A 24975-nucleotide genomic window follows, 5' to 3' on the forward strand; every position below is an offset into this window, starting at 1 on the left:
CCGTCACCCCGGGTGTGCTACCCATGAACCATGAAGGCGATCGGCGTCGACGAAACCACCCAAGACCTGCAGATCATCGACATCCCCACACCGGAGCCGGGGCCCGGCGAGGTGCGGATCAAAGTCGCCGCCGCCGCGGTGAACCGCGCCGACCTCATGCAGCGCCGCGGACTCTACCCACCGCCGCCCGGCGCCAGCCACATCCTGGGCCTGGAGGTCTCGGGCATCGTCGATTCCGTCGGCGAAGGCGTCACCGCGCTCAAACCCGGTGACGAAGTATGCGCCCTGCTCGCCGGTGGCGGGTACGCGGAGTACGCGGTGGTCGCGGCCACCCAATGCCTGCCCATACCGGCCGGCGTGAGCCTGGTGGACGCCGCCGCGCTCCCCGAGGTCTCGTGCACCGTGTACTCCAACGTGGTCACCGAGGCCGGCCTGAAGGCGGGCGAGACGCTCCTGCTGCATGGCGGCGGCAGCGGCATCGGCACCCACGGCATCCAGCTCGGCAAGGCACTCGGCGCAACGGTGGCCGTCACCGTCGGATCCGAGTACAAGGCGCAGCGCTGCCGCGAGCTGGGTGCCGACATCGTGATCAATTACCGGGAACAGGATTTCGCCGAGGTACTCGACGGCAAGGCCGATGTGATCCTCGACATCATGGGAGCGAAGTACCTACCCGGCAACGTGCGCGCACTCGCCCCGCACGGGCGCCTGGTGATCATCGGCATGCAGGGCGGCACCGAGGGAACGCTGAACATCGCTGCGCTCCTGGCCAAACGCGGCCGAGTGAGCGCGACCAACCTGCGTGGCCGCCCCGCCACCGGCCCGAACAGCAAGGCCGCAGTGGTCGATGGAGTGGTCGAGCACGTGTGGCCCCTGATCGCCGCCGGCAAGGTCAAGCCCGTCATCTCCGCCCGCCTCCCCTACACCGACGTCGAGCAGGCACACGCCCTGCTCGACTCACCGGAATCGATCGGCAAGGTACTGCTAGTCGCGGATCAACAGGCATGACAGACGATCTCGGCTCCCGGCTCCTCGACGCCCAGGTAGAGTTCGCGAAGAAGCAGCTCCGCGACACCGCCTATCACGCGCTCGTCATCGACGAGGTGGATCACGCACTCGCCGAAGCGTCGCGGCTCACCCTCGCCGAAGCCGTGACGCCCGACATGATCAAAGCCGTCGCCGCCAAGTACGCCGTGCAGGTGCCCGTGGAGGGCGCGATCCCGGAACTGGTGGGAGAGATCGCCGGTCGCCTCTACCGGCACTCCGCCAACGAGGACACCAGCCTCGCCGACGTCGTCGACAGCCGTCGCTTCGATGAGCTGCTCACCGCCGTCCTCGAGATGGAGGTCACGCAGCGAGTCCTCCAGCAGCTGTGGGAGAGCCCGGTCACCGCCGACACGGTGACCTCGGTGCTGCACGTCGCCGCCACCTCCGCCGCCGACGACGCCGCGCGTGCCCTGGAGCGGAATCCGCTCACGCGTACCGTGGCCGGTGCGGCGAACCGGGTGTTCGGGAAGGCGCTGCCGGTGATCGGCGAGCAGGCCGACGAGGCCGCACGGCGGGGCGTGCGGGCCGTGTTGCGGCGCGCCACCGTCGACGGTGACCGGTCCGTCGCCGAGGCGGTCCGCGACGTATGGCGGCGCAATCGCGAGAACCCGCTGGCCGCCTACCGCGACATGGTGACCGACGCCGATATCGAAGACGTGGTGGTGCTGATCTTCGAGTTCTGGCGCACGTTCCGCGACACCGAGTACTTCCGCGCCCTGCTCGACGAGGGCATCGATCACGTCTTCGACAAGTACGGCGACACTTCGCTGTACGAGCTACTCGCCGAACTGGGAGTGGGCCGCGAGGACATGATCGAGGAGGCCCTGCGGTTCGGGCCTCCGGTGATCGCCACCCTCGACGAGCGCGGCGTGCTCGACGCTCTATTGCGGCGCCGTCTCGCACCGTTCTTCGAGTCGGACGAGTATCGTGCCGCCATGGAGAATCGCTCGTGAACACCCGGATCGTCGCGGCCACCGTCGCCGTGGCGCTCCTCGGCACCGCCGCCTGCAGCAGCCAGAGCCCCACGCCCGCACCGTCACCGAGTTCGTCGCCGTCCGTCGCGGAGTCCTCCGCGGCATCACCGGCGACCGCATCCCCGCTGGCCGCCGCCAATCACGGTTACCTGCCCTCACTCACCTCGACGCCGGGCACGCCGGAGGGGAAGGCCGTGTCCATCCCGACGCTGCAGGGCGGCGATCCGGCAGTGACGAAGCGGTTCAACGACGCGATGCGATCCTCGCGCGCCGCAATGCCGCCGGCCGACGAGCAGACCAGCGTGAGCGACGGTGAACTCACCGGCGGATACCGCAGCGGCGTCACCCGAATCGGCGCGAACGCCGTAGCCGGGCGCATCGTCCTCTACTCGAACGGCAAGGGCGCCGCCCACCCGAACAACAGCGTCGGCACCGTGGTCATCGCGACCAAGACCGCCACGCCCGTCACCGTCGACGACGTCTACCGCGACAAGTCCGCCGCGCTCTCCCGGATGCGCACCCTCCTGCCGGAACTCGACACCAGTAAGCGCCTGCGTTCCGACAACGTGAGCGGCAACGACATCCTCGACACGTGGCTGCCCACCGCGACCGGCATCGAGCTCTACGTCCCGGTCGCGCACGTGATCGGCGATTACGTGCCCGTCGTGGTGCCGTACGTCCGGATCGCCGATCTGCTGCGGCCGGGCATGCTCGACGTGCTGCGCGCCGAGTAACGACCGCGCGACGGGCTACAGGAAGGCCGTGACCACTACGGCCACACCGCAGATCGCCACGATGATCCCGCCCGCCAGCGAGATCCGTCGCTGCGTGGCCTCGGTGGACCGGGAGCGCAATGCTGCGCCGACGGCCACGAGCACCTGGCACCAGCCCAGCGACGCGATCCCCACGCCGAGCGCGAACACCCCGGCCACCGCGGGCTCGTGTAGCCGGGATCCGAGACCGACCGCGATCGCCAGGAAGTACAGCAGCGGCATGGGGTTGATGATCGTGAGCCCGAAGAACAGCGCGAACCGGCGCAGCCCGGTGAGCGCGGGCCGGGCACCGTCGGGTTCCTCGCCCGGCGGACGCCCGCGATAGGCGTTGCGCAGCGTGAGCGCGGCGACCACCAGCAGCAGGACACCGCCCACCGCAGCGGGCCACCGGCCCCAGCGCTCCACGACGGGCGCGACCACCGTGCCGGCGGCGAGCGCCACCACGCAGTAGAGGAAGTCCGCGAGCCCCACCCCACAGGCGGCCGGTGCGCCGCGCCGCCAACCGCGATCATTGCCCTCCTTGAGCAATAGAACGCCGATGGCGCCGATGGGCACCGTAGCGCCGAGGCCGGCAAGGATCCCGGCGCCGAACGTCGAGATCAGCTGCGCCGCATTCACCGGGGCGCTGCCGCTATCCGAGGGAGGCGAGCGCGCGGATCAGCTGATCCACTTCGTACGGGGTGGAGTACTGCCCGAGCCCGACGGTGACCGCACCCCCGTACTCGGGTACGCCGAGTCCGGCGAAGTACCGGCTCGGCACGTTCGACAGGGCGCAGACGCCGTTGTCGGCGAGCCGCTTGGCCGCCTTCGCGGCGGGCACACCGGGAAGGGTGAACGAGACGATCGGCACGCGGCGTTCGGCGCGGCCGATGATCGCCACCTGCGGCGTGGAAGCCAGGGAGCTGAGCAAGTAATAGAGCAGGCGCTGCTGGTACTGCCGCAACCCGAACAGCGAGTGCTCGAGCCGGTCGCGACGGGCACCCACCGAAGCCTCGTCCAGGCCGGCGAGGTGGTCGATCGAAGCGATCAGGCCGGCGAGCATCGCGTACTGGTGCTCGCCCACCTCCAGCCGCTCGGGACCCACCAGAGTGCGATCGGGATTCACTGCTCGGATCCGGCCGATCATGGACGGATCGCGGAAGACCATCGCGGCCACCTGCGGGCCGCCCCAGCGGTTCGCGCTGACCACCAGGACATCGGCGCCGCGCCGTTCGATGTCGAGAAGTTCGTACGGTGCAGCGCTCGTGGCATCCACCACCAGCAACGCGCCGGCACGGCGTGCGGCAGCCGCGGCGGCCGCCACATCGAGCACGGACCCGATGGTCGACGAGGCCAGCGGCATCGCGATCACCGAAGTCGCGGAGGTCACCAGTTCGTCGTACTGCCACGCCGGTACCTCGCCGGTCTCGATATCGGCCTCGGCCCACGTGACCCGGGCACCGCCGCGATCGGCTACCCGCAGCCAGGGCGCCTGATTCGCCTCGTCGTCGAGACGGCACAGGACGGCTTCCGCGCCGAGCCCGAGACGGGCACTGAGGGACTCCGCGAGCGACGACAGCAGCTGCTCCCGGCTCGGTCCCAGCACCACGCCCTCGGGCTTGCCATTGGTCAGGTCCGCGACGGCCACCCGCGCCGCCTGGACGATGCCGCGGGTGTGTGCGGCCGCAGCATAAACACCATGGGGGTTACTGACGAATCCCCGAAAAGCATTCGCCACCGCGGATGCCACGGAACCCGGTATCTGGGCCCCCGCCTGGGGGTCGAAATGAATCCATCCGTCGCCCAGCGCAGGGAAAAGCCCCCGGATGCGGGCAACGTCGAACGCCGAGACAGCGACGGCGGACGAGGCCCGACCGGGAGAACCCTGGTCGCCTGAGAACGTGTTCACTGCGTCGCAGATTACACCCGGCGACCGACGAGTCGGCGGACTGCCCACGCTGTGCTGCCAGAATGGTGCTATGAGCGAGCGCAACGAAGTGGAGATCATCCCCGCCGAGAACACCACGCCGGCAGGCGCCGGCACCGAGGCCGCCGGCGACGCCCACGACGAGTTGTCGAACATGGTCGAGCAGCCCGCCAAGGTGATGCGGATCGGCACTATGATCAAGCAGCTCCTCGAGGAAGTGCGAGCCGCTCCCCTCGACGACGCGAGCCGGGCCCGCCTGAAGGAGATCCACCGCACGTCGATCAAGGAGCTCGAGGACGGGTTGTCCGACGATCTGCAGGCCGAGCTGGAGCGGCTCGCACTGCCCTTCACCGACGATTCGACTCCGTCGGACGCCGAGCTGCGGATCGCACAGGCCCAGCTCGTCGGCTGGCTCGAGGGCCTCTTCCACGGCATCCAGACGGCGCTGTTCGCGCAGCAGATGGCGGCGCGCCAGCAGTTGGAGCAGATGCGCCAGGGAGCGCTGCCGCCGGGGATGACGCCCGGTCCCGAGTCGCAGACGGGCCACGGCCAGTACCTGTGACACCGCCGACCTCGCCGGGCCTCGCGCTCGCGACGGGTACGCTTCGAACTCGTGCCAGTCGATAGTCCCGCCGAGCCGCAGCCGGCGCCCCTCGTCTCGGATTCGCGCACCTTCAAGCGCGCGATCCGCGACCTGGTCGACGGCGCCACCGTCCACCGCGAGTTGTGGCTGGAGCTGGGTTGGCAGGACATCAAACAGCGCTACCGCCGCTCGGTGATCGGCCCGTTCTGGATCACCATCGCCACCGGCGTCACCGCGGGCGCCCTGGCGCTGCTGTGGTCCGCCCTGCTCGCCGCCGATGTCAAGACGCTGCTGCCGCAGCTCACCGTCGGCTTCGTGATCTGGGCGTTCATCCAGACCTCGATCATCGACGGCTCCGAGGTGTTCATCGCCAACGAGGGGCTGATCAAACAGCTACCGGCACCGCTGTCGGTACACGTCTACCGGCTGGTCTGGCGGAACGTGCTGTTCCTCGCACACAACATGATCATCGTGGTGATCGTGCTGGCGATCTTCCCGCCGAAGCAGTGGTCGTGGACGCAACTCAGTGTGATCCCCGGTTTGGCCATGCTGGCACTGACCGGGGTGTGGGTGTCGATGTTCTTCGGCATCCTGGCCACCCGGTTCCGCGATATCTCGCCGCTGCTCACCGCGCTCACCCAGCTGCTGTTCTACGTGACCCCGGTGGTGTGGACGCTGGAGACGGTGCCGGGCGGCAACAGCGAGCGCGCACAGCTGGTGAAGCTGAACCCGCTGTATCACTACCTGGAGATGGTGCGCGGGCCGCTCACCGGCAAGCCCTTCGATCCCCAGCACTGGTACGTGGTGATCGGCTGCACGATCGTCGGCCTGGGGCTGACCCTGGTGCTGATGAAGCAGTTCCGTTCCCGAGTCGCGTATTGGGTGTGAGATGAGCGTTTCCATTCGGACGCAGGACGCCTGTGTCGACTTCCCCGTGTTCGACGCCAAATCGCGCTCGCTCAAGCGCGCGGTCATGGGATCGGCGGGCGGCAAGGTGATGGCCGACGACAACGTGGTCGTGGTCGAGGCGCTGCGCAACATCACCATGAACCTCGACGAGGGCGATCGCGTGGGCCTGGTGGGCCACAACGGCGCCGGCAAGTCGACGCTGCTGCGCCTGCTGGCCGGGATCTACGAGCCGACCCGCGGATCGGCCGTGGTGAAGGGACGCGTAGCGCCGGTCTTCGACCTGGGCGTGGGCATGGACCCCGAGATCTCCGGTATGGAGAACATCATCATTCGCGGGCTGTTCCTGGGGCAGACCCGCAAGTCGATGCTGCGCAAGGCCGACGAGATCGCCGAGTTCACCGAGTTGGGCGACTACCTGTCGATGCCGCTGCGCACCTACTCCACCGGTATGCGGGTGCGCATCGCTCTGGGCGTGGTGACCTCGATCGACCCCGAGATCCTGCTGCTCGATGAGGGCATCGGCGCCGTCGACGCCGAGTTCATGCGTAAGGCCCGCAAGCGACTGGCCGCGCTGGTCGAGCGCTCCGGCATCCTGGTCTTCGCCTCGCACTCCAACGAGTTCCTGGCCCAGCTCTGCGACCGGGCCATGTGGATCGACCACGGCCAGGTACGCCAGGAGGGCGGCATCGAGGAGGTCGTCACCGCGTACGAAGGCGCCGACGCCGGCGCCCAGGTGCGCAAGGTGCTCGACATGCTGGAAGCCGAGGATGACTGACGGGGTCGGGCGGCCGGACCGCATGTCCGACGGGGCCGGCACCATCGTCGCCGTCGTCGTCACCCACAACCGCCCCGGGCCCCTCGCCGAATCGCTGCGGGTGCTCAGCTCGCAGGACCACCCCGTGGACCACCTGATCGTGGTGGACAACGCGGCCCAGGACGAGGTGCGCGCGCTCGTGGATGCCCAGCCCGTGGCCACCACCTACCTGCCGTCGCAGTTCAACCTCGGCGGCGCCGGCGGCTTCGCGCTGGGCATGCTGCATGCACTCGCGCTGGGAGCGGACTGGATCTGGCTGGCCGACGACGACGGCCGTCCCGAGGGCCCGCAGGTGCTGTCCACGCTTCTGGAGTGCGCGCAGCGGCACGGCCTCGCCGAGGTCTCGCCGGTGGTCGCCACCATCGACGATCCGGAGACGCTGGCGTTCCCGCTGCGCCGCGGCCTGGTGTGGCGACGCAAGCGATCGGAGTTGATCGATCCCGAGAATCCCGGCGACGATCTGCTGCCCGGCATCGCCTCCCTGTTCAACGGCGCACTGTTCCGCAAGGACACCGTGGCCTCGGTCGGCGTGCCCGACCTGCGGCTGTTCATCCGCGGCGACGAGGTGGAGGTGCACCGCCGGCTGGTCCGCTCGGGCCTGCCCTTCGGCACGTGCCTGACCACCGCCTACCTCCACCCGAACGGTGCCGACGAGTTCCGACCGATCCTGGGCGGGCGCATGCACACCCAATATCCGGACAACGAGACCAAGCGCTACTTCACCTATCGCAATCGCGGCTACCTGCAGTCCCAGCCGGGCATGCGCAGGCTGATCCCTCAGGAGTGGGCGCGGTTCGGGTGGTTCTTCCTGGTGCAACAGCGCGACGTGGCGGGCTTCCGCGAATGGCTCCGACTGCGCAAGCTGGGCCGCGACGAGCGCTTCACCCGGCCCTGAACGGCCGCCGATCTTCGGCATTCATGACGGCTTATTGAAGGCCCCTCAACAGACCTCCGGCCGTGCGCATATCATCGTCGGCATGGGAACGAGCCTGGCCTCCGATCTGCTTCCTCAGGGTCACGCACTCTTGCGCATGATCCAGCGACGGGTCGTGGACCCCGCTCGCCCGGACGTCGCTCTGCGTGCCCTCGGCTACAACCGGCAGTACGGCCCGCAGGCCGCGCTGGTGATCAAGGGGGCCGCGGAGAACCCGGACCGGGCCGCGATCGTCGACGAGCACGGCACCCTCACCTACGCCCAGTACGAGGCGCAGTCGAATGCGCTGGCCCGCGGCCTGCGGTCGACCGGCCTCAAGGCGGGCGATGTGATCGCGGTGCTGGCGCGCGATCACCGCGGGCTCATGCTGATCATCAGCGCCGCGGCTCGGGCCGGGCTACGGCTGGCCATGATGAACACCGGCTTCGCCAAGCCCCAGTTCGCCGAGGTGTGTGCGCGCGAGAAGGTGCAGGCGGTGTTCCACGACAGCGAGTTCACCTCGCTGCTGGACGCGCTGCCCGACGATATGCCCCGTTACCTCACCTGGGTCGACGACACCGACACGATCCCCGAGGGCGCGCAGACCATCGACCAGCTCGCCGCGGGCCGCGAGACCAAGCGGGTGCCCCCGCCGGCGCAGCAGGGCGGCTTCATCATCCTCACCTCCGGCACCACCGGCCTGCCGAAGGGCGCCACCCGGAGCAAGGTGCCCTCGCTCGCGACCGCGATGCTGGTCGATCGCATTCCGTTCCAGCGCCGCGGCACCGTGGTGATCGCCTCGCCGATCTTCCACTCCACCGGCTTCGCGATGTGGTCGGCGGGAATGTCGGTGGGCTGCACCACCGTCACCATGCGCCGTTTCGATCCCGAGAACACGCTCAAGCTGATCGCCGACAACAAGGCCGACATGCTGGTCGCGGTACCCACGATGCTGACCCGCATGCTCTCGCTCCCCGCCGAGACCCTGGCGAAATACGACACCAGCTCGCTGAAGTCGGTAGTGGTCGCGGGTTCGGCTGTCTCACCGGAGCTTTCGGAGCGATTCCAGGACACGTTCGGTGACGTGCTCTACAACGTCTACGGTTCCACCGAGGTCGCCGTGGCCACCGTGGCGACGCCGCAGAACCTGCGGACCGCGCCGGGCACCGTCGGTAAGCCGCCGGTCCTGACCACGGTGCGGCTGTACGACGAGAACGATCGCCTGGTCGAGGGAGTCGGTGTGCGCGGCCGCGTGTTCGTCCGCGCCGGTGCGCCCTTCGAGGGCTACAGCGACGGCCGCACCAAGCAGATCATCGACGGCCATCTCTCGTCGGGCGATATGGGCCACTGGGACGGAAACGGCCTGCTGCACATCGACGGTCGTGATGACGACATGATCGTCTCCGGCGGCGAGAACGTGTATCCACTCGAGGTGGAGAACCTTCTGGTGACCCGCGACGACGTCGTCGAGGCTGCGGTGATCGGTGTGCCCGATGAGGAGTTCGGTCAGCGGCTGCGCGCCTTCGTGGTGCTGTCCGACGGTGCACCCGAGGGCGATGGCGAGGAGCTGACCAAAGACCTCAAGGACTTCGTCCGCGGGAATCTGGCGCGGTTCAAGGTGCCGCGCGACGTCGTCTTCCTCGACACGCTCCCCCGCAACCCCACCGGCAAGATCGTGCGCCGGGAACTCCCCAAGGACTGAGCCACAACGTGATGCGGCCCCGGACTCGTCGACGACGGGTCCGGGGCCGCTGTCATCGCAGCAGTATCACCAGGCGGGGAACAGCGGGCCGGTGAGGCCGAGCGGCACCGACTGGGTGACGTTGACGAAGTAGAACAGGATCAGCGCGCCGCCGATCAGCGCCATGTTCTTGTTGAACGAGATCATCTCGGTCTGCTTGATCTGCGGATCCACGGCCTTCCAGAAGTCGTGCATCATCACGGTGACGGGCAGCAGGAACAGGATCAGCAGCAGCGCGCCGAGGTCGATCCACACACCCAGCACCAGGGAGAGACCGCCCAGCAGGGCGATCACGCCACTGCCGACGACGGCGGCCTTCGCCGCGGGCACCTTCTTGGCGAGGGCGTACTGCGCCATCCCCTCGGCTGCGGTGAAATGGCCCACCGCCGAGAGCAGGAACAGGGCTGCGAACAGGATGCGGCCGATCAGGAATACGACGTCCACGGGAGTTCTCCTCGTCTGGTGGCGGCGCACCCTGCGCCGCACGTGAACCGTTCAACCGGACTGTGGTCCGTATAATTCCGTCGAAACTGTGGTGTGATCTAGATCACTGATGTCAGGATACGACCCCGCCCCGGTGTCACACCAGGGTGCGGCTCGTGGCGGATTCACCAGTAGGAGTGACGGGTGCGCGGTAGGGGTTGCGGATCGGGACCCACCGCGGGCTCCGGCCGCACGAGATGCACCACCTGAAGGATGTGGAACTGCTCCTGGTGCACCACCGCGAGGCCGCCGTAGTCGAGCGAGACCTGCATATCGGTACCCATGAATTGGAACGGCCGGAACGTCCACCACAGATTGCCGTTCTCTCGGCGATAGTCGGTGTCGGCGCGATCGGCATCGGCCAGAACCCAGGCGGCGGTGCAATTCTTGGCCGCCCACTCGGCCCACTGATTGACGCCCTTCTCCTTGTCCCAGAGCTTGTTCTGCTCGCGCCGGTCACCGTCGTTGCCCATATCGGTCAGCCCATCGAACATGCCGGGCAGTCCGTCGTACGCGATCCGCAGCGAGGGCCACGCCCAGCTCGGCTGCACCTGGAAGAAGACGCAGTCGCCGGGCCGGGCGTTGTCCCGGATGTATCGGGCCGCATAGGTGAAGTCGCTGCCGCCCGGCTTCGACAACGGACTGTGCTGCCACAGGTAGCCCGGAATCGCCGTCACCGCCAGCACCGCCACCAGCGCGGCGCCGCTCGCGCGCGATGCGGGCAGCACCCGAGCGACGGTGGCCGCCGCGACGGCGAGCACCAGCACCACCCCGGGCACGGTGAAGCTCACATAACGCCCCACGTACGACGGCACCACCGGCGAAACGAGCAGGATCACCGCGAGCGGCACGAGCGCCGCGGCCACGCCGCAGCGCAGCGGCACCAGCAGATCAGACGGTACGCCGCGCCGCCACCACAGCACGCCCGCCGCGATCACCAACGACCACGCTGCCGCCGCGAACAGGTAGGAGTGATCGAACCACTGGTCCACCGCCACATTCGGGAAGATCATCCACCCGGGCCAACGCAGCCACGACACCTGATCGCGCTGGGTGGCGGCGAGGATCACGACGGGGCTGACCACCGCGATGGCGATGACCGAGGTGATCGCTGCCTGCTTCAGCCGGACCCGGCGCACGCCCTCGGGGGCCGCCCACGCCACGGCGACGAGCATCGCGGCGGCCAAGGTCGCCGAATAGAGGAACAGCGCCGACGCCAGGGCCAGCGCGGCGCCGTATCCGATCCAGTCGCGCCGGGTACCGGAACGGGCGGCGCGATGCGCGCAGATCAGCGTGAGCGCGGCAGCGGCGATCACCCAGGAGTAGGACCGCGCCTCGACGCCGGCCCACGTGATCCGTGGCAGGATCAGCGCGATCGCGCCGGCGAACAACGCGAGCTGCGTCCCGCCGAGTCGGCGCGCAAGCACGTAACAGGCCGCCACCGCGGCCCCCACACCGAGCGCGGAGAAGGTCCGGAGTGCGGCGGGATCCATGCCGACGGGCCAGGCGAACAGCTTGAGCACGAAGTAGTACAAGCCGTGTACGGCATCGATAGTGCCGAGCATGCCCCACAGTTCGCCGGGTGAGCGGTCGATCGCCGACGCGGTGGCGAGCTCGTCGAACCAGACCGACGGGCGACCGCCGTGCCACAGCGAGAGCAGGATGCCCGCGAATACGAACGCGAGCGGTGGGCCGAACCGTCTCACATCAACCGGAAGATCACCGTGCGCTGGACGATGAAGTTGACCACGGTCGCGGTGCCCTGAGCGATCACGAACGCGAGGGCGCGAATCGCGTAGCTGCCCGCGCCGCCATCGTCCGACGGCGGGAACAGCGCGAGGATTCCCAGGTAGAGCCCGGTCTGGACGCCGTACATCGTCACATAGAGCGCCCACACCGCCGCCAAGCGCTTGGTGCTGGGTTCGGCCTTGAAGGTCCAGCGACGATTCAGCAGGTACGCGGTGGTCGTGCCACAGATGAAGCCGATGGTCTTCGCGGTGAAGTCGCTCGCACCGAAGCCCATGGTCAGGATCAGGGTGATGCCGAAGTCCACGACCGCCGAGAACGCGCCCGTGAGCACGAATCGGATGAGCTGCGTCTTCAGGTCGAGCTGCGCCCGATCAGCCGCGTCAGAGGTGGTCACGAAGGATCAGGGTACTCACTTCACTCGAAGACGTCGTCCTGCTCGCCCGCCGCCGCCTCGCGGCGGCGCTCCCGACGCGATGCCAGTACGGCCAGTGCGGCCGCGGCCGCGGCTCCCAGAAGGCCGCCGACCACAGCGCCCGCGATGGTCTCCGGATCGGAGTCGACCATCAGCGCACACCACAGGGCGAGGTACGGGATCAGGATCGCGGCCAGAACGGCCCGGCGCTTCGGTGTGAAGAAGCCACTGGTGATCTCGGCGAGCGGCACATCGTGCCGGACGCAGTACCGATAGGCCGCGAGCTGCGTGAGCGGAACCAGCCACAGCACCGCGAACGCGGTGATCCTCGCTCCCTCCGCCGCGGCGACGAGGGAGACCACCAGCGAGATCGGCGCCACCCAGTAGTAGCCGACGGTCATCGCGCGGTAGTACTCGTCACGATTGCGTTCATCGCCCCAGGTGGGGTCCGACGGGGCCAGGATGAAGTTCTCGACACGGCCTTCGACCGTGTGCGATGTGTCATTCGGCATGACTCGTCTCCTTCTCGAGCGGGAACAACTCTTCAACAGTGGCCTCGAGGGCACGCGCGATCCGCAGGGCGAGGTACACGCTGGGCGCGTAGTCCCCCTTCTCCACGGCCACCACGGTCTGCCGGCTCACGCCGATGGTGGCGGCCAGCTCGGCCTGGGTGACGCGCCTGGCGCGCCGCCGGGTCCGGACCGGGTTCTCGTCTTCCACACCTCGAAGTCAAGCATGCTTGACATTCAGCGTCAAGCATTCTTGACATCTCGTCGCGCGACTCACTCGGTCGGACCAATTGCGACACATTCCTGCCCGATTTCGGGCAGAAAATTGACAGGGGGCCCCGTAGGGCCGGAAGATCGACATCGTGCCGGACAGCGACCTCGTCGATCACATCGCGCGCACCACGGGGCTGACCGCCGCCGAGGCCGTGCGCGTCATCGACGATGTCACCGCGTACTACCGGGAGCCAGTCGAGGAGTTCGTCCGCCGCCGTCACCGCGCCCTCCAGGACCGCGGCGCGAAGAACGCGGAGATCTTCGAGACCCTCTCCGACGAGCTGAGCAGCCGACTCGTCGCCGCCCCCGAACTCACCGAGCGGCAACTGCGCCGCCTCGTCTACAGCTAGGAGCACCACCCCAGCATGTGCGGAATCGTCGGATACATCGGTGGCCAGACGGCCGTGGACATCCTCATCGACGGGCTCACCCAGCTCGAATACCGCGGCTACGACTCGGCCGGCATCGCCGTGCTGGGGCCGTCGGGTGCCCGGCGGGTCCGCAGTATGGGACGCGTCCGCGATCTGGAAGCGGCGCTACCCAAGCGCCTCGCCGGGAAGACCGGCATCGGCCACACCCGGTGGGCCACGCACGGCGCACCGTCCGAGGCGAACGCTCACCCGCATGCCGATGCGACCGAGCGGATCTTCGTGGTGCACAACGGCATCATCGACAACGCGCGAGACCTGCGCATCGAACTCGAAGCCGAGGGCGTCGAACTCAGCTCCGACACCGACACCGAGGCCGTAGCGCATCTCATCGCCCGCAGCGGCGCCGAGACCCTGGAGGATGCGGTCCGCCAGACCCTGCACCGGCTCAGCGGTACGTACGCCCTGGCCGTGCTCGATACCGAGCACCCGGATCGCATCGTGGTGGCCCGCAACGGTTCCCCGTTGATCATCGGCGTGGGCGATAAGGAGATGTTCGTCGCATCCGATATCTCCGCCGTGGTCCGGCACACCAGCCAGGTGGTACACCTCGACGACGGCGAGTGCGCCACCGTGACCGCCTCCGGATTCCGGATGTTCAGCGCCGACGACGCGCGCGCGGTCGCGAAGTCCGCTACCACCGTGGACATCTCGCCCGACGAGCTGGAGCTCGGCAACCACAGCCACTTCATGCTCAAGGAGATCGCGGAGCAGCCGCAGTCGTTGGAGCGGATGCTCTCCGGCCGCCTCGACGAGCGCTTCGCCACCGCCCGCCTCGACGGCCTGAACCTGGATGCGCAGGCCATGCGCCGGTTCAAGCGGGTCAAGATCCTGGGCTGCGGTAGTGCCTACTACATGGGTCAGTTGGGCGCCTCGCTCATCGAGGAACTGGCCCGTATCCCCGCGGATGCAGAGCCCGCCAGCGAGTTCCGCTACCGCAACCCGATCATCGAGCCCGACACGCTGTACGTGGCGGTGAGCCAGTCCGGCGAGACCGCCGATACCGCATTCGCCGTGCAGGAGGTCAAGCGCAAGGGCGGCACGATCGTCGGCCTGGTGAACGTGGTGGGCTCGACCATCGCACGCGAGGTATCGGGCGGCATCTATCTGCACGCCGGCCCCGAGGTCTCGGTCGCCTCCACCAAGGCGAACACGCACATGGCGGTCGGCTTCGCGCTGCTGGCGCTGGCCCTGGGCCGGGTGCGCGATCTGTCGATCACCGATGGCACCCGGATCGTGAAGGCGCTCAAGCAGTTGCCGGCGCAGATCGAGGAGATCATCGCCGTACCCGATGAGATCGAGAAGGCCGCCAAGCTGCTCGCGGAGGCGCCCAGCCTGTTCTTCATCGGCCGCGTACGGGGCTACCCCACCGCTCGCGAGGGCGCGCAGAAGTTCAAGGAGATCAGCTACCGGCACGCCGAGGCCTACCAGGCCTCCGAGCTCAAACACGGCCCGCTGGCGCTGATCAGCCCGGAGCTTCCCACCGTCGCGATCGTCCCCGACGACGAGCTGCTCGATCGCAATGTGGGTGCGCTGCACGAGATCGCAGCACGCGGCGGCGACATCGTGGCGATCACCAACCCGGGCGTCGACCTTCCCGAGTCGAAGGTGACGCTCACGGTCCCCAAGAGCGAGCCCGAGCTGGATCCGATCCTGCTCATGATCCCCACGCAGCTCCTGGCGTACTACGCCGCTCTGAGCCTGGGCCTGAACATCGACCGGCCGCGCAACCTGGCGAAATCGGTCACCGTCGAGTAGTCAGTCCCGCTTCGGCCCCACCCACACCTGCTGGGCGTTGACGAACTCGTGGATGCCGGCCCGGCCCAGCTCGCGGCCGTAGCCGGACCGTTTCACGCCGCCGCTGGGCAGCCGCGGATCGGTCTTGACGATGCCGTTCACACTGACCTGACCGGCCTCCAGTTCGGCGGCGATGGCCTCGCCCCGCTCGGTGGTGGTCCACACGCTCGCGGCGAGACCGTACGGCGTGGCGTTGGCGAGGTCGAGCGCGTGATCGGCATCGACGGCCGTCATCACCGCGGCGACCGGACCGAAGGTCTCCTCGGCGCACGCCGCCATACCGGGGCGCACGCCGATGAGCAGGGTCGGCGGGTAGAAATAGCCCGGCCCCTCGGGCAATTCGCCGCCGAGCACGCAGGTGGCGCCGGCGGCGATGGTCTCGCGGACCTGCCGGTGCAGGTTGTCCCGCAGGTCCTCCCGAGCGATAGGCCCCACCTGCGTGGTCTCCTCGCGCGGCTCTCCGACGCGCAGTGCGGCCAGCCGGACGCGCACCTTCTCGACCAGTTCGTCGTGGACGGGCCGTTCCACGATGATCCGCTTGGCGGCGATGCAGGACTGCCCGGCGTTGATGATGCGCGACAGCGCGATCACCTCGGCTGCGGCGTTCAGGTCGGCGTCTGCGAGCACGATGCACGGGTCCGAGCCGCCGAGCTCGAGAACCGCGGGTTTGATCTCACTCGCGGCGATCGCGGCCGCCGCGGCGCCGCCCCGGTCCGAACCGGTGAACGAAACGGCACGGATCCGGCGGTCCCGGATCACCGCCTCCACATCGGGGGTCGCGATGGGTAGGGAGGCGAAGACGCCGTCGGGCGCGCCGACGGCGCGGAACGCTCCCGCGATCGCCGCCGCACAACCGGGAACGTGCGGATCGTGCTTCATCACGCAGGTATTGCCCGCCATGAGCGCGGGCGCACAGAACCGGAAAGCCAGCCAGAAGGGCGCATTCCACGGCAGCACCCCGAGCACCGGGCCGATCGGCAGGTACTGCACGTAACTGCGCGTCGCGTCCGAGGCCACGGTCTCGGTGGCCAGGTACTCGGCGGCGTGGTCGGCGTAGTGCTCGGCGGCCCAGGCGGCCTTCTCCACCTCACCCCGCGCCTCGGTGATCGGCTTGCCCATCTCCTCGGTCATCATCATCGCGTAATCCGCGCTGCCGCGGCGCAGCTCGGCGGCCACCGCGCGGAGCAGCTTCGCGCGCTCCGTGAAGCCAATCCGGCGCCAGCCGTCGTACGCGGATTCGGCACGGGCCAAAGTAGTTTCGATCTGCTCCGGGCCGGCGGCCGGAACCTGTCGAAGTACCCGACCGGTAGCAGGATCGATCACGGTGAGCACGGCGGGTTCGGTCATTCGGTTACCTCCGTCGTCTCGCCCTGTTCCAGCTGCACCGCGCCGCCCGCCACCACGGCACCGGCGGGAGCCATCGCGGTATCGCGCGGGCTCTCGTGCACCGTGAAGTCCTGTTCCAGGGTGAAGAAGGACTCGCAGCCGGTTTCGGTGATCCGGATGGTGTCGGAGATGCCGACGGTCTTGTCGCCGTCCACACCCCACATCCACGGGATCACGTGGAAGGTCATACCCGGTTCCAGGGCGGTGAAGTCCCCCGGGTTCAGGCTGAGGATGTAACCCTCGTCCCACGACGGCGGAAAGGCGATACCGATCGAGTACCCGGAGCGAGTCACCAGCCGCGCACCCACCGAATTGTCGGAGATGATCCGGCGCACCACCGAATCGGCATCGGATACCGTGAGACCCGGTCCCATCACGGACTTCAGTTCGGCCAGTGCTTGTTTCATCGTCTCCTGGGCGATGGACAGCGACTCGGTGAGCTCGCCGTTCACGGCGGTCCGCATGAGCGCTGTGTGATATCGCCGATAGCAACCGCCCACCTCCAGGAAGACGTGTTCACCCGGTTCGATGACGCGGCCCTCCCAGGTGGCATGGCCGATCATGGACCGCGGACCGGATGCCACGTAGGGCATCACCGCGGGGAATTCGCCACCAGCGCTGAACATCGCGGCGCTGATCGCGGCGGCGACGTCGTTCTCGGTGTTGCCGGGGACCGCGGCCTCGAGCCCGGCCGCCATCCCCGCCTCGGCCGCTCGGGCCGCCTTGCGCATCACGTCGATCTCGACATCCGATTTGGTGGCGCGTCCGGCCTCGACGATGCCGAAACAATCCAGGAGCACTCCCTGCTGGAACGAGGTGTGCACCCGGTCCTGCTGGTAGGCGGGGAAGAAGTAGCTGTTGCGTTCGTAGCCCACCCGCTTCGTACCGAGGCCGCTCTGCTTGAGGGTGAGCACCAGCTCCTGGATGGCGTCCCCGGTATCGGGATAGGGCCGAGTCCGCTCCACCCAGGTGCGGGCGATGACGTTGGACTCCTCCATGGCGCGGGTGATCATCACCGGCTCGTCATCGAGCGGCACCACGAGCGCCTGGAAGAAGGAGTACCCCGTGGTCTGGTAATCGGTGAGGTACATCAGATTCTCGGGGTCGGTGATGACCACCGCATCGAGCTGTCGCTTCTGCATCCGTTCCCGGAGCTCGACGAGGCGACGCTCGTACTCCGCGGGCGGGAAGGTCATATCGTCGCGGGCCCTCATCGCGCGACCTCCGTGATCGCGCTCTCCAGGATGTCAAGCCCTTCCGCGAGATCGCCCTCCGGGATGGTGAGCGGCGGAATGAGTTTCAGCACGCGTCCGCCGCTACCGCAGGGACCGATGAGCAGACCGGCGTCGAAACAGGCCCGCTGCACGTCCTTGGCCAGGGCGCCGTCGCCCACGTCCAGGGCCTGCATCATGCCGCGGCCGCGCACCTCCCAGTCCCGATCGGTGTGGGCGGCGGCGATCGCAGCGAGCCGACCACGCATCGCCTCGCCGTTCTCGGCGACGGCGTTCATCAGGGTGTCGTCGGTGAAATAGTCCAGCGCCACGGCCCCGGCCACCAGCGAAAGCCCCTGGCCCCGGAAGGTGCCGGTGTGGGCTCCGGGTGACCAGTGCGCGTCGACCTCGGGCTTGTTCAGGTTCATGGCGATCGGAGTGCCGTAGCCGCCGAGTCCCTTGGCGAGCGTGATGATGTCCGGGTCGAGTCCGAAACCGTCGAAGCTGAAATAGCTTCCGGTGCGTCCGCATCCCGCCTGGATATCGTCGACGATGAACAATGCGCCGGTCTGCCTCGCCAGATCCTGCACCGCGCGAAGCCATTCCGCGCTGGCGACGTTCACACCGCCCTCCGCCTGCACGGCCTCCACCAGGAAGGCCGCGGGCGCCGTGACGCCGCTCGACGGGTCGGCGAGGGCGGCGGCGTAATCGGCCAGGGCGTTCTTGCCGCCGGGAGCCGTCTCGTAGGGCAGCCGCACCACATCGCGCAGCGGCACGCCCGCCCACTGCCGGAAGGCTTCGTTGGCGGTGGCGGCGAGCGCGCCGAGGGTCATGCCGTGGAAGCCGTGACTGAAGGCGACCACCTCGCGGCGGCCGGTCACCAGCCGCGCCAACTTGAGCGCGGCCTCCACGGCGTTGGTCCCGGTGGGACCGGTGAATTGCATACGGTGATCCATCCCGCGCGGCGCCAGGATCACGTCGTGGAACCGGGCGAGGAAGTCGCGCTTGGCCGTGGTGTAGGTGTCCAGACTGTGCACGACTCCATCGGATTCGAGGAATTCGATCAAGGCGCGCTTCATCTTCGGATTGTTGTGTCCGAAGTTGAGCACACCCGCTCCGGCGAAGAAGTCGATGTAGCTGCGTCCGGATTCGTCTACCTGACGGGCGCCGGAGGCCGAGGTGAAGACGGTGGGGAACGCACGGCAGTACGCGCGTACCTCCGATTCCCGTTGCTCGAATACTGCGGTGTCCATGCGAATTCCTCTCGTTCCGTGCGTCATCGGTTCCGTTGCGGTGGAGTCGGAGCGCCCGCCAGTCCGACCAGGAGCCGGGTAGCGGGGTCGAGCAGCTCATCGTCGAAGTCGTAATCGCCGCTGTGCAGCGGCGCTTCGGTGCCGGACCCGAGCAGCGCGAAGGCACCGGGGACCTCGCGCAGGTAGTAGCTGAAGTCCTCGGAGGCGAGCACGGGCACCGCGGCTCCGGCGCTCCACTCCTCGCCGAGGACGGCGGTGAGCCGGTCGCGATACTCGGCCGCGGCGCCGGGGTGGTTCACGGTGGCGCCGTACCGGGCTGTGGTGATCACCTCGGCGCGCACACCGTGGGCCACCGCGGTCCCCTCGGCCACTGCGGTGATCTGGGCGAACACGCGCGAGCGCGTGGCATCGTCGGCGGCGCGCACGCTACCCGCGAGGGTCGCCTCACCGGGGGTCACGGTGGCCGCGCTCTCGGCGGTCAGTGAGGTGACCGCCACGACCACCGCGTCGTGCGGTGCGGTGCGGCGCGCCACGATCTGTTGCAGGGCCACGGTGACCGCGGCAGCGGCGAGCACCGGATCGCTGGTCGCCTCGGGCTGGGAGGCGTGCCCACCGCGGCCGTGCAGCGTCACCTGGAAGGTGCCGTTCGCGGACATCACCGGGCCGTCCGGGCAGAGCGCTCGCCCGGCGGGCAGGCCCGGCCAGTTGTGCCAGCCGAACACCACGTCGACATCGTCGAGCGCACCGTCGTCGATCATGCCCCGCGCACCGTGCCCGCCCTCCTCGGCTGGCTGGAACAGCAGGATCACGGGCCCGGGCAGTTCGGTCTCGTGCAGATGCAACCATCGGGCGGCGGCGAGCAATACCGCGGTGTGCCCGTCGTGGCCGCACGCGTGCATGACGCCGGGCGTCGCGGAAGCGTAGGACAGGCCGGTGGTCTCCGTGATCGGCATGGCATCGAGATCGGCGCGCAGGGCCACGCGCCGGCCGCGCGCGGCGGGTGCGATCCGGGCTACGGTGCCGGTGTCCGCGCATGCGCGCCAATCGATCCCGATTGCATCGAGTTCTGCGCGCACCGTTGCGGCGGTGGCGTGTTCGGCCCAGGCCACTTCGGGGCGATGATGGAGTTGGTGTCGAATCGTGCGGGCTCGGGCCATGGTCTCGACCCACTGAGCGTTCATCGGACCTCCTCGGATTCGCGTCCGTCTCGGTCAGCCCCAACGTACCGCCGATTGCGGAGTGGGGCCCGTCGAACGCGCGGAAAGCCGTTCCGCCCTAGCGGCGCCGATCAGACGAACGGCGGGTGGGATATCCGCCGTTCGGCCGATGTGCGATTGCGAGAACGCTCCATAGATTCGATCCATGGAGAACCCGACTCTCCGCGGATCGTCCGTGGACTCGCGGCTGCGGGCGGCTCCGACGCCCGAGCTGTACCGGGTTCTTCAGCTCCGAGTAGTGCAGGGATACACGGTCGATGAGGTGTCCCGGCTGCTCCGCGTGTCGCCGAACACCGTGCTGTTGCGACAGCATCGCGCGGTGCAGGCACTGCGCCGGAGCCTTGATCCGGGGGAGGAGCAGCGGAGTACCCGGCACTGATCGCGCCGGGTACTCCGTCTGATCGATCCGCTCAGCGCGGCGCCATGCGAATCGCGCCGTCGAGCCGGATCGTCTCGCCGTTGAGCATCGGGTTGGTGATGATCGCCGCCACCAGCTGCGCGTACTCCGACGGGTCGCCGAGCCGGCTGGGATGAGGCACCTGGGCGCCGAGCGAACGCTGAGCCTCCTCGGGGAGGCTGCCGAGCAGCGGGGTCTTGAATAGGCCGGGTGCGATGGTGTTCACCCGGATCAGCAGCGAGGCGAGATCGCGCGCGATCGGCAGCGTGGAGCCCACGACGCCGCCCTTGGACGCGGAGTAGGCCGCCTGCCCGATCTGTCCGTCGAAGGCCGCCACGGAGGCGGTGTTGATGATGACCCCGCGTTCCTCGCCCACCGGCTCGTTCTTCGAGATGGCGTAGGCCGCCAGGCGAGTCACGTTGAAGGTGCCGATCAGGTTCACCTTCACCACCCGCTCGAAGTCGGCCAGTGGGAACGGGCCGTTCTTGCCGACGGTCTTGATGGCATTGCCGATACCGGCGCAGTTGACCGCGATCCGCAGCGTGCCTTCGGCGTTCGCTTGCTCGACGGCGGCGGTGATCGCGTCCTCATCGGTCACATCGGCGGGGGCGAAGCGCACGGCGGCACCGAGCGCATCGAGTGCCTCGGTGTTCGCCGAGGGCAGGTCGACGGCGACCACCGAGGCCCCCGCGCCGGCGAGGGCGGTGACGGTGGCGAGCCCGAGGCCCGACGCGCCGCCGGTGACCAGCGCTGTGCTACCTGCGATTTCCATGGATTCTCCTGTGGGGTGAGGGGTGTTGCGACGAGGTGGTCAGAGGCCGCGGGCGATGAGTTCCTTCATGATCTCGTTGGTCCCGCCGTAGATCTTCTGCACGCGCGCGCCCGCATAGAGCTGGGCGATGGGGTACTCCATCATGTAGCCGTAGCCGCCGAAGAGTTGGAGCACGCTGTCGATGACGCGACACTGCATATCGGTGGCCCAGAGCTTGGCCATCGATGCGGTCGCGGCGTCGAGGGTGCCGTCGATCGCACGGCCGATGCAGTGGTCGATCAGGGTGCGCCCCGCGAAGACCTCGGTCTTGGCGTCGGCGAGGACGAACTTGGTGTTCTGGAAGTCGGCGATCGGATGGCCGAAGGCCTTGCGCTCCTTGGTGTAGGCGATGGCCTCCAGTACCGCCTTCTCGGCCGCATCGACGCCGCCGATGGCGATGCTGAGCCGCTCACGCGGGAGCTGGCGCATCAGCTGGTAGAAGCCCTGCCCCTCGACGCCGCCGAGCAGATTCGCCACAGGGACCCGCATATCCGTGAAGGAGAGCTCGCGGGTGTCCTGCCCGTGCTGACCGATCTTCTGGAGCACCCGGCCTCGCTCGAAGCCGGGGAGGTTGTCGGTCTCGGCGACGATCAGGGAGATGCCCTTGGCGCCCTGGCTGGTGTCGGTCTTCGCCACGATGATCAGTAGGTCGCACAGGCTGCCGTTGGAGATGAAGGTCTTCGAGCCGTTGATCACGTACTCATCGCCCTCGCGAACGGCGGTGGTGCGGACGGCCTGGAGATCGGACCCGGTGCCGGGCTCGGTCATCGCGATGGCGAGAACGGCCTCGCCCGAGGCGGCTTTGGGCAGCCAGCGGGCCTTCTGCTCCTCGGTGCCGCAGTCGTCGATGTAGTGCGCGCAGATGGTGGAGTGCACGCCGTAGCCGAAGGCCCCGTCGCCGGCGCCGACCAGTTCCTCCAGCACCACGGTGTCGTGGCCGAAGTCCCCGCCAGCACCACCGAGGGCCTCCGGGAGTTCGGTACACAGCAGGCCCGCGGCGCCGGCCTTGTTCCAGAATTCGCGGTCCACCTGGTGCTGCTGTGCCCAGCGCTCCTGGTTGGGCGTGGCCTCGCGACGGAAGAACTCGGCGGCGTGCTTGCGCAGCTCCGTGTGCTCCGGGCTCTCCCAGGCGGGGCGGTAGTCGGGGAACAGTGCGGTCATCGGCGACCTCTTCTCTGGCACGAGCGGACGAACAATACAACTGTATAGTTCACTATGTGTTTGTATAGCACATGCGGCCGGCCGCTAGGCTCGCGCAGGTAGAAGGGATGCCCGTGACCGATCTGCCCGCGACCGATACCGATCTGACCGCCAAGGCCCGGATCCGCAACGCCGCGCTCGAACTGTTCGCCGCCCACGGCGAGAGCGGCGTCTCGCTCCGTGCGGTCGCCGCACATGCCGGGGTCGCGGTCGGACTGGTGCAGCACCACTTCAAGACCAAAGAGGGCCTGCGCGCCGCCGTCGAGCAACAGATCGTCGAGTACCACGCCCAGGCGATCGCCGGCGTCCCCGACGACGGCCCGCCTCCCGAGGTGGCCTCGGCGCGGGACGCCGCGGTCCGACAGATGCTGGCGCGACACCCCGCGGTCGTGGATTATCTGCGCCGATCGTTCCTGGACCCGGGCGGATCGGATCTCCTGATCCGGCTCACCGAGCTGGGCCGAAGCGAGGTGGTGCGGCTGCGGGCCGCGCAGCTCGCCTCCACCGAGCGTGCGGAATCCGACCAGGTGATCGGCCTGATGGTGCGACAGATGGGCACCCTGTTCCTGCAACCCCTCATCGACGCGATGTGGGAGCACCTGCGCGGGCCGGACGCACCGTCGGACGAGAAGCCGCAGCTGTCCGTGACCACCGCGCCGGGCCGCGCACGCTGATCCGACGCTGTGATCAAGACGGAGGTCACAGCGTCCGCAAGCTCAGCATCGACTCAGGTTGGGCGCGGTAATCTGATGAGCGATGTCCGAGACAACTCTTCCCTATCTGCCCATCTCGACGCGCAAGCTGGTGGGCTGGTCGCGCACCACGCCGATCGAGGGCCACGTGCTGTCCACGCCCGATGTGGACCAGATCGCCCGAGCGGTGGCGGTCGTCGCCGATCAGGAGGCCGATAAGCCCGCCTACCTGCGACGCGGCGTGATCGCGCGCGGCCTGGGCCGCTCGTATAACGAGTCCGCGCAGAACACCGGCGGCCTCACCATCGATATGACGCCGCTGAGCGCCATCCACGAGATCGACGCCGAGAGCGCGATCGTCGACGTGGACGCCGGCGTCGACCTCGACACCCTGATGCAGGCGGCGCTGCCGTACGGCCTGTGGGTCCCGGTCCTTCCGGGCACGCGCCAGGTGACGATCGGCGGCGCCATCGCGCACGACATCCACGGCAAGAATCACCACAGCCAGGGCTCGTTCGGCAATCACGTCACGGAGATGACCCTGCTCACCGCCGACGGCTCGGTGCTCACGCTCACCCCGAAGGGTTCGTCCGACGATCCCGACGGTGAGCTGTTCTGGGCCACCATCGCGGGCGTCGGTATGACCGGCATCATCCTGCGCGCGAAGATCCAGATGAAGCGCACCGAGAGCGCCTACTTCATCGCCGATACCGAGCGCACCAACTCGCTGCAGGAGACCATCGACCTGCACCTGCAGGACGGCTTCGAGGACGGGTACGAGTACGCCTCCGGCTGGTTCGACGCGATCAGCGCGCCGCCGAAGCTGGGCCGCGGCACGTTCTCGCGCGGCAACCTGGCCACGCTCGACGAGCTGCCGGAGAAGTACCGCAAGGACCCGCTGAGCTTCAATAACAAGCCGCTGATCAGCTTCCCCAACATCTTCCCCAACGGGCTGGCGAACAAGTTCGACTTCTCGCTGGTGGGCGAGGCGTACTGGCGCGCCGGGCCGCCGAGTCAGGGCAAGGTGAAGAACCTCGCCGGCTTCTACCACATGCTCGACGTCTTCGGCGGTTGGAACAACGCCTACGGCCGCACCGGCGGCTTCTGCCAGTACCAGTTCATCGTGCCCACCGGCAACGAGCCCGAATTCATCAAGCTCATCGAGGACATCCAGGCCTCGGGGCACGTCAGCTTCCTCAACGTGATCAAGCTGTTCGGCGACGGCAACCAGGCGCCGCTGAGCTTCCCCTTCAAGGGCTGGAACGTGTGCCTGGACTTCCCCGTCAAACGGGGCCTGGCCGAGTTCCTCAATGAGCTGGACGTGCGCATCATGGCCATGGGCGGCCGCCTGTACACGGCGAAGGATTCGCGGACCACCGCGGAGCGCTTCCACGCCATGTACCCGCGGATCGACGAGTGGATCGCCACCCGCCGCCGGATCGATCCGACCGGGGTCTTCATCTCCGACCTGGGCCGCCGCCTCGAACTCGCCTAAGA

General features: G+C 68.4%; 26 protein-coding genes. 13 read left to right on the forward strand and 13 right to left on the reverse strand.

The window, feature by feature from the left end; all coding sequences use genetic code 11:
* The first annotated feature begins 30 nt into the window (after positions 1-30).
* The 3 genes from TPAU_RS20485 to TPAU_RS23635 are packed head-to-tail and all read left to right on the forward strand — an operon-like array spanning position 31 to position 2755.
* Positions 31-1008 (forward strand): NAD(P)H-quinone oxidoreductase, encoded by a 978-nt coding sequence (locus TPAU_RS20485; protein WP_013128652.1) that lies wholly within the window; start codon positions 31-33, stop codon positions 1006-1008.
* A complete protein-coding gene (locus tag TPAU_RS20490; protein ID WP_013128653.1) occupies positions 1005-2000 on the forward strand; it encodes a hypothetical protein in 996 nt (331 codons plus the stop codon). The genes TPAU_RS20485 and TPAU_RS20490 overlap by 4 nt, the downstream gene beginning before the upstream one ends.
* Positions 1997-2755: a hypothetical protein gene (locus TPAU_RS23635; RefSeq protein WP_013128654.1), complete on the forward strand. Its 759-nt coding sequence runs from the start codon at positions 1997-1999 to the stop codon at positions 2753-2755. Before TPAU_RS20490 ends, TPAU_RS23635 begins: the two co-directional genes overlap by 4 nt.
* Before the next feature lie 15 nt (positions 2756-2770).
* On the opposite strand, the gene TPAU_RS20500 is transcribed toward TPAU_RS23635, so the two are convergent.
* Both TPAU_RS20500 and TPAU_RS20505 read right to left on the reverse strand, forming a co-directional pair.
* Positions 2771-3412 (reverse strand): LysE family transporter, encoded by a 642-nt coding sequence (locus TPAU_RS20500; RefSeq protein ID WP_013128655.1) that lies wholly within the window; start codon positions 3410-3412, stop codon positions 2771-2773.
* A gap of 13 nt (positions 3413-3425) precedes the next feature.
* Entirely contained in the window at positions 3426-4682 is a 1257-nt protein-coding gene (locus TPAU_RS20505; protein ID WP_013128656.1) for a cysteine desulfurase-like protein, read from the reverse strand.
* A 70-nt stretch (positions 4683-4752) separates the two neighbouring features.
* Between TPAU_RS20505 and TPAU_RS20510 the strand changes: the two genes are divergently transcribed.
* The 5 genes from TPAU_RS20510 to TPAU_RS20530 all read left to right on the forward strand — a co-directional run bounded on the left by TPAU_RS20510 (position 4753) and on the right by TPAU_RS20530 (position 9621).
* Entirely contained in the window at positions 4753-5262 is a 510-nt protein-coding gene (locus TPAU_RS20510) for a bacterial proteasome activator family protein (protein ID WP_013128657.1), read from the forward strand.
* A gap of 51 nt (positions 5263-5313) precedes the next feature.
* Positions 5314-6171, forward strand: a complete 858-nt coding sequence (gene wzm, locus TPAU_RS20515) for a galactan export ABC transporter permease subunit Wzm/RfbD (RefSeq protein WP_013128658.1) — start codon at positions 5314-5316, stop codon at positions 6169-6171.
* A 1-nt stretch (position 6172) separates the two neighbouring features.
* A complete protein-coding gene (wzt, locus tag TPAU_RS20520) occupies positions 6173-6967 on the forward strand; it encodes a galactan export ABC transporter ATP-binding subunit Wzt/RfbE (protein WP_013128659.1) in 795 nt (264 codons plus the stop codon).
* Positions 6968-6989: 22 nt separating this feature from the next.
* Positions 6990-7901: a galactofuranosyltransferase GlfT1 gene (gene glfT1 / locus TPAU_RS20525; RefSeq protein ID WP_041944523.1), complete on the forward strand. Its 912-nt coding sequence runs from the start codon at positions 6990-6992 to the stop codon at positions 7899-7901.
* A gap of 82 nt (positions 7902-7983) precedes the next feature.
* Positions 7984-9621 carry an acyl-CoA synthetase gene (locus tag TPAU_RS20530; RefSeq protein WP_013128661.1) on the forward strand — a complete coding sequence of 546 codons (1638 nt, stop codon included), beginning with the start codon at positions 7984-7986 and terminating at the stop codon, positions 9619-9621.
* Between the two features lie 66 nt (positions 9622-9687).
* Here the strand turns inward: TPAU_RS20530 and TPAU_RS20535 are convergent, their stop codons facing one another.
* The 5 genes from TPAU_RS20535 to TPAU_RS20555 form a co-directional block, all read right to left on the reverse strand.
* Positions 9688-10104: a DoxX family membrane protein gene (locus TPAU_RS20535; RefSeq protein ID WP_013128662.1), complete on the reverse strand. Its 417-nt coding sequence runs from the start codon at positions 10102-10104 to the stop codon at positions 9688-9690.
* A gap of 164 nt (positions 10105-10268) precedes the next feature.
* The gene (locus tag TPAU_RS20540; protein ID WP_013128663.1) at positions 10269-11849 is read right to left on the reverse strand and encodes a glycosyltransferase family 39 protein; all 1581 of its coding nucleotides are present in this window, start codon (positions 11847-11849) and stop codon (positions 10269-10271) included.
* Positions 11846-12286 carry a GtrA family protein gene (locus TPAU_RS20545; RefSeq protein WP_013128664.1) on the reverse strand — a complete coding sequence of 147 codons (441 nt, stop codon included), beginning with the start codon at positions 12284-12286 and terminating at the stop codon, positions 11846-11848. Before TPAU_RS20545 ends, TPAU_RS20540 begins: the two co-directional genes overlap by 4 nt.
* Positions 12287-12306: 20 nt before the next feature.
* Positions 12307-12816 (reverse strand): hypothetical protein, encoded by a 510-nt coding sequence (locus TPAU_RS20550; RefSeq protein ID WP_013128665.1) that lies wholly within the window; start codon positions 12814-12816, stop codon positions 12307-12309.
* Positions 12806-13024, reverse strand: a complete 219-nt coding sequence (locus TPAU_RS20555) for a helix-turn-helix transcriptional regulator (protein WP_013128666.1) — start codon at positions 13022-13024, stop codon at positions 12806-12808. Before TPAU_RS20555 ends, TPAU_RS20550 begins: the two co-directional genes overlap by 11 nt.
* Positions 13025-13175: 151 nt before the next feature.
* Here TPAU_RS20555 and TPAU_RS20560 point away from each other — a divergent pair, with 151 nt between their 5' ends.
* On the forward strand, positions 13176-13436 hold the full coding sequence (locus TPAU_RS20560) for a hypothetical protein (protein ID WP_013128667.1): 261 nt from the start codon (positions 13176-13178) through the stop codon (positions 13434-13436).
* A 15-nt stretch (positions 13437-13451) separates the two neighbouring features.
* On the forward strand, positions 13452-15272 hold the full coding sequence (glmS, locus tag TPAU_RS20565; protein ID WP_013128668.1) for a glutamine--fructose-6-phosphate transaminase (isomerizing): 1821 nt from the start codon (positions 13452-13454) through the stop codon (positions 15270-15272).
* Here glmS and TPAU_RS20570 read toward each other — a convergent pair whose 3' ends face one another.
* From TPAU_RS20570 to doeB2, 4 genes are read right to left on the reverse strand one after another with little or no spacing between them, the layout of a single operon-like run.
* Positions 15273-16658 (reverse strand): NAD-dependent succinate-semialdehyde dehydrogenase, encoded by a 1386-nt coding sequence (locus TPAU_RS20570; RefSeq protein ID WP_013128669.1) that lies wholly within the window; start codon positions 16656-16658, stop codon positions 15273-15275. It abuts the gene before it with no gap.
* Positions 16655-17911: an ectoine hydrolase gene (gene doeA, locus TPAU_RS20575; RefSeq protein ID WP_013128670.1), complete on the reverse strand. Its 1257-nt coding sequence runs from the start codon at positions 17909-17911 to the stop codon at positions 16655-16657. The genes TPAU_RS20570 and doeA overlap by 4 nt, the downstream gene beginning before the upstream one ends.
* Positions 17908-19161 carry an aspartate aminotransferase family protein gene (locus tag TPAU_RS20580; protein WP_013128671.1) on the reverse strand — a complete coding sequence of 418 codons (1254 nt, stop codon included), beginning with the start codon at positions 19159-19161 and terminating at the stop codon, positions 17908-17910. Before TPAU_RS20580 ends, doeA begins: the two co-directional genes overlap by 4 nt.
* A 23-nt stretch (positions 19162-19184) precedes the next feature.
* Entirely contained in the window at positions 19185-20342 is a 1158-nt protein-coding gene (gene doeB2, locus TPAU_RS20585) for a N(2)-acetyl-L-2,4-diaminobutanoate deacetylase DoeB2 (protein WP_013128672.1), read from the reverse strand.
* A 181-nt stretch (positions 20343-20523) separates the two neighbouring features.
* Here doeB2 and TPAU_RS20590 point away from each other — a divergent pair, with 181 nt between their 5' ends.
* Complete coding sequence (locus TPAU_RS20590) at positions 20524-20757, forward strand: RNA polymerase sigma factor (protein WP_013128673.1); 234 nt, start codon at positions 20524-20526, stop codon at positions 20755-20757.
* A 31-nt stretch (positions 20758-20788) separates the two neighbouring features.
* Here the strand turns inward: TPAU_RS20590 and TPAU_RS20595 are convergent, their stop codons facing one another.
* Positions 20789-21547 (reverse strand): 3-hydroxyacyl-CoA dehydrogenase, encoded by a 759-nt coding sequence (locus TPAU_RS20595; protein ID WP_013128674.1) that lies wholly within the window; start codon positions 21545-21547, stop codon positions 20789-20791.
* Between the two features lie 39 nt (positions 21548-21586).
* The gene (locus TPAU_RS20600; RefSeq protein WP_013128675.1) at positions 21587-22747 is read right to left on the reverse strand and encodes an acyl-CoA dehydrogenase family protein; all 1161 of its coding nucleotides are present in this window, start codon (positions 22745-22747) and stop codon (positions 21587-21589) included.
* A gap of 107 nt (positions 22748-22854) precedes the next feature.
* Here TPAU_RS20600 and TPAU_RS20605 point away from each other — a divergent pair, with 107 nt between their 5' ends.
* Together TPAU_RS20605 and dprE1 are read left to right on the forward strand one after the other, a co-directional pair.
* Complete coding sequence (locus tag TPAU_RS20605; RefSeq protein WP_013128676.1) at positions 22855-23460, forward strand: TetR/AcrR family transcriptional regulator; 606 nt, start codon at positions 22855-22857, stop codon at positions 23458-23460.
* Positions 23461-23542: 82 nt separating this feature from the next.
* The gene (dprE1, locus tag TPAU_RS20610) at positions 23543-24973 is read left to right on the forward strand and encodes a decaprenylphosphoryl-beta-D-ribose oxidase (protein ID WP_013128677.1); all 1431 of its coding nucleotides are present in this window, start codon (positions 23543-23545) and stop codon (positions 24971-24973) included.
* Positions 24974-24975: the final 2 nt, after the last annotated feature.

The sequence above is a fragment of the Tsukamurella paurometabola DSM 20162 genome (genome assembly GCF_000092225.1).
Lineage (GTDB): Bacteria > Actinomycetota > Actinomycetes > Mycobacteriales > Mycobacteriaceae > Tsukamurella > Tsukamurella paurometabola.